Source organism: Haemophilus sp. HMSC061E01 (genome assembly GCF_001810345.1).
GTDB lineage: Bacteria > Pseudomonadota > Gammaproteobacteria > Enterobacterales > Pasteurellaceae > Haemophilus_D.
Map to the genome: position 1 here is coordinate 9,895 of NZ_KV801011.1, position 1,798 is coordinate 11,692.

Genomic DNA, 1,798 nt, shown 5'->3' on the forward strand with positions numbered 1-1,798 from the left:
TAGAGGCTTATGCGGGCAATCGTAATGTTGCTGCGGGTGCGGCAGGTGCTGCAGGCGGAGAGGTTGCGGCTCATTTCTTAGCGTCAACACTTTATAATAAATCACCTGAAAAACTCAGCGAAGAAGAAAAACGTACGGTATCGTCTTTAAGCCAAGTAGCAGCAGGTATTGCTGGTGGTAGTTTATCGGATAGCTCTGATGGAGCGATTATTGCAGCTAAAACAGCGAAAGATTCAGTGGAGAATAACAGCATGGCAGATGACGTTCATCCTAGTAATGAGCGTAAGCAAAACATTGAAATGTATGCCAAGGTTTTATTCAATGGAGATGAGGATAAAGCTAAAGAATATCAAGAAGGCCTAGAGATTGCAGAAGCTCAAGGGCAAATTGATAGCGTTAAAGAAACAGCGGATGCGGTTGTTAATTTAGATGATACCGTAGTGTCTTTATGGGAAGCAATCTCAAATCCAGAGAAAACCTATAATAATGTTGTGGTCTCGTTGAAAGATTGGGATGAGGCTTATGCGCTTGCCCTTCAAGAGAACCCAAAACTTGCGGGTGAAATGCAAGGTTACCGCCAAGGTAAAATGAAAGGTGTTTCAACTGGTGGAGTGGTTCTAAGTGGTGCGGGATTGGCGATGGTTGAAGGAATCTCTAAGATTACAGATATAGCTAAATCAGGAAAATTAAACTTATCAAGAAAAGGCATACCTAATAGTCAAATAGGTATTCAATGGGGGAAAGGGATTTCAAATCAAGGTAAACCATGGGAAGCTTATGTTCAATCGAAGCTTCCGGATGGCTCAATAAACTTAAATGATATCAAACCTAATTTTAAAACCTTTGATCATCTTCTTCCTGATGGTACAGCAATAAGTTCAAAAACAATGGATACGGTTGGTTCAAAAACTTACCAAAATCCATCAAAAATTACTTATACATTGAATAAATATGTTGATGATATGATTAACTTCAAACAAGATCAAAAAGGAGAGTTTATTGTTTATGCAAAAGATATTAAAGCAAGAGAGTTATATTTAGCAATTCCAGCTAAAACATCAAAAGAACAGATGAAAGCTATAGATAAATCTATAGAATACGCTAGATCGAAAGGAACTAATATTATTGTTAATAAGGTAAATTGATATGAATAAACCAAAAGCTGTTTCAGTTAGAGTGAATAATGAATTCTTATTAGTGACCTCTATTATTAGAGGGATGATTGGAATGACAGATCCAGATCAAGATTTTGTTTTTAATAAAGTGGATATTACAGATTCATACTTTGGCAAGTTGGTTAAAGAAAAACTTGATGAAAGCAGAGAAGTATCCCTCCAGGAATTTCAGGCTATTTTTAATTCTGAAAAAATGAAAGGGTTGCAAAAAAGACTTGAGGAAGAGATGAAAAAACGCTATGGATACAAAAATAAAAAATCTATCTATAAGGATATGTTTTCTTTATCTTTAGAGCAGGATGATTTATATATAACTATTTCTCCTCTTCATCAAGATTCTTTAGATGGAAGTACAGGAATTTCACTTCCTGACAATTCACCATTAGAATTTAAATATGACAAGAATATTTCAGATGAAGAATTAGGAAAAGCCATAAGACAAGCCTTGACGTATTGTACGAGTATTTATCGGTAAGATATTGTCCTCAAAATATAAAGTGCGGTCAATTTCCAAAGAGTTTTAAAACCTCTCAAAAACTGACCGCACTTTTTGTATTTTCAAAGATGCTAAAGTGGTAAATTAGAAAATCGTTTTAATAAAGATGATGTTCAAAAAGAGCTCG

General features: G+C 35.2%; 2 protein-coding genes. Both read left to right on the forward strand.

The features are described from left to right. A partial coding sequence (locus HMPREF2732_RS05900) for an endonuclease toxin domain-containing protein (protein ID WP_070591981.1) occupies window positions 1–1,145 on the forward strand: 1,145 nt, incomplete at its 5' end. A 1-nt stretch (window position 1,146) separates the two neighbouring features. Beyond that, complete coding sequence (locus tag HMPREF2732_RS05905; RefSeq protein ID WP_070591983.1) at window positions 1,147–1,650, forward strand: contact-dependent growth inhibition system immunity protein; 504 nt, start codon at window positions 1,147–1,149, stop codon at window positions 1,648–1,650. Window positions 1,651–1,798: the final 148 nt, after the last annotated feature.